Source organism: Acetomicrobium mobile, from assembly GCF_937920065.1.
This window is the reverse complement of record NZ_CALETC010000225.1, coordinates 1-1,964: the sequence shown is the minus strand read 5'-3', so window position 1 is coordinate 1,964 and position 1,964 is coordinate 1. Positions and strand designations below refer to the sequence as shown.

4 protein-coding genes are annotated in these 1,964 nt (G+C 43.4%); all 4 read left to right on the top strand.

Going from position 1 to position 1,964, the window contains the following annotated elements:
- The coding region (locus Q7P41_RS08640; protein WP_303883510.1) for an L-2-amino-thiazoline-4-carboxylic acid hydrolase at positions 1-284 on the top strand (284 nt) is incomplete at its 5' end.
- A gap of 37 nt (positions 285-321) precedes the next feature.
- Positions 322-1,227 carry a nitroreductase family protein gene (locus Q7P41_RS08635; protein WP_303883508.1) on the top strand — a complete coding sequence of 302 codons (906 nt, stop codon included), beginning with the start codon at positions 322-324 and terminating at the stop codon, positions 1,225-1,227.
- A 264-nt stretch (positions 1,228-1,491) separates the two neighbouring features.
- Positions 1,492-1,713, top strand: a complete 222-nt coding sequence (locus tag Q7P41_RS08630; protein WP_303883507.1) for a hypothetical protein — start codon at positions 1,492-1,494, stop codon at positions 1,711-1,713.
- Positions 1,658-1,912, top strand: a complete 255-nt coding sequence (locus tag Q7P41_RS08625) for a hypothetical protein (protein ID WP_303883506.1) — start codon at positions 1,658-1,660, stop codon at positions 1,910-1,912. Before Q7P41_RS08630 ends, Q7P41_RS08625 begins: the two co-directional genes overlap by 56 nt.
- Positions 1,913-1,964: the final 52 nt, after the last annotated feature.

Sequence of the window (1,964 nt, the reverse complement as noted above, 5' to 3'; positions counted from 1 at the left end):
AGAGCATGGAAAAACTAGAGATCGACGGTGAACCAAGGATCATAGCTCGTGGTTGTGTCATGGGGAAGTATTGGAATGAAATGGGCATGGGTGAGCTTGGAAGGCTATACTGCTTCGTCGATGTTGCAAAATACATGGCCTTTAATCCGGATTATAAATTGGTACACTTAAAAGCACTGCCTGACGGAGACGAACATTGCGAATTTGCCATTGGGCTTACTACCGAACAAGAAAAAAAGGACTTCTTCGATGAAAATAAAGATTGGAGATATATAGACGGGTAGTTAAGGGGTATTAATTTATAACAGGAGGTAATGTTAGATGGCGAAAATAACCGAGGTCGTTTTATCTAGTACTGTTAAGTACAAAAAAGAGGATCTTATGAGTTTAGACCCTGTTCTTCTACGTGCGCTTCTCCGCGAGCGTGTCCATCATAATATTGAGGTTCCACTGTATACTATTCTCCTTAGATGGGAGGATAAACCGATATCGACCTTCGGCCTACAAGCACAGTTGGTGTTCGATGTATGGAGAGAAAGAGGGTTACCCGAAGACGGGCCGGACATAGAATGGGCTAAGAGATACCTTCATTTTGCTGAGCAGGTTCGAAATGGAATAAAACCGGAAATTAACGAACCTCTTCCTGAGCCTTTTACTGAAGAAGAGATGAAAGTAGTAGAAAAGTTGATATGGCGGCGAAAATCAATTCGTAACTGGCTCAATAAACCAGTGCCTGAATGGATGATCGAGAAGCTCCTTGAAGCAGGCAGGGCTGCACCAATTGGTTGCAACCTTGACGAAGTATACTTTATCGTGCTTAAAGATCCAGAAGAGAAGAAGATGATGTGGAGCGATATCTCTACAGAGAATGCTGTAATAATAGTCATTTGTTACGATACGAGGATTCATAAAGTTGTAGGGCAAGATCCATGTGTGCGTCATAATATGTTCTATGATGCTGCAGCAGCTGCTGATCACATATGCCTCATGGCCCATGCTCTTGGTTTGGGAGCTTGTTGGTTGTCTAAGACAATAAGGTCGACCGATACAGAGGATACTGGTGAAAAGTTTAAGAAACTGTACGGACTCCCTGATTACATTGAGCCTGCAATGCACGTTGCCGTAGGTTGGCCAGCCATAGGGACAATTAAGACGCAAAGAATGCCCCTTGAAGACTTGATACTAACTAGTGAAAAACCATATCCTTGGACGAGTTTGCAACAGTAAACAATTATCCCCCTAAGGATGTCCTGTCCTCCAGGGGGGATGTGATTTTTGCGATTTATCTTTTTATATCAACAGATATTTCATATCTTCGCATGATATCCTATTCCTCATTGCATTCACTCTGTATTGATATACTCTCGGATTTTTGGGTTAAATCATCTACAGATTTGCAGGAAGATAAAATGTGAGATCGCATCAGTTCTACAGCCTTGTCCTCATTGCGTTCCTTACATTCCCAATTCGTTACCCGAGTTGAAGTTGGCCATGATGAAAGAAATAGGAATAAACGACTTAGATGAACTTTATAGAGATATTCCGGAGGAGTTAAGGTTTAAGGGAAAGATGAACCTGCCGGAACCACTGCATTCGGAATTAGATCTGAAACGACACATGGAGGAAATATTATCCAAGAATATGACATGCGAGGAAAATGTCAGCTTTTTGGGGTCCGGCTGTAGGGGCTGTTGGCGTAAGGAAAGAATTTGAACAGTATTTACCGGTAATACGTGGCGCTAGCATCCCTTACGATGCCCCTGGCAAGCATAGGCTGGAACAGGTCAGATACAGTTGGGAGAAATTGGCGGAAGATACAGGTGTCACAACCGAAGATGTACAGTGCAGGATGTGTGACTTTGGCATGCACTATTGGACGAGCCATCATCCTTGGATAATACCGGAACCCTAGCGGGCATGGGTGGAAAGGTGGGCTTGAAAGGAACGGATGGCCCCGAGATAGT

What these genes read in the sequence shown, in the direction of transcription:
- Q7P41_RS08635 (WP_303883508.1), top strand. Translation starts at nt 322, where the DNA reads ATGGCGAAAATAACCGAGGTCGTTTTATCTAGTACTGTTAAGTACAAA.
- Q7P41_RS08630 (WP_303883507.1), top strand. Translation starts at nt 1,492, where the DNA reads ATGATGAAAGAAATAGGAATAAACGACTTAGATGAACTTTATAGAGAT.
- Q7P41_RS08625 (WP_303883506.1), top strand. Translation starts at nt 1,658, where the DNA reads ATGTCAGCTTTTTGGGGTCCGGCTGTAGGGGCTGTTGGCGTAAGGAAA.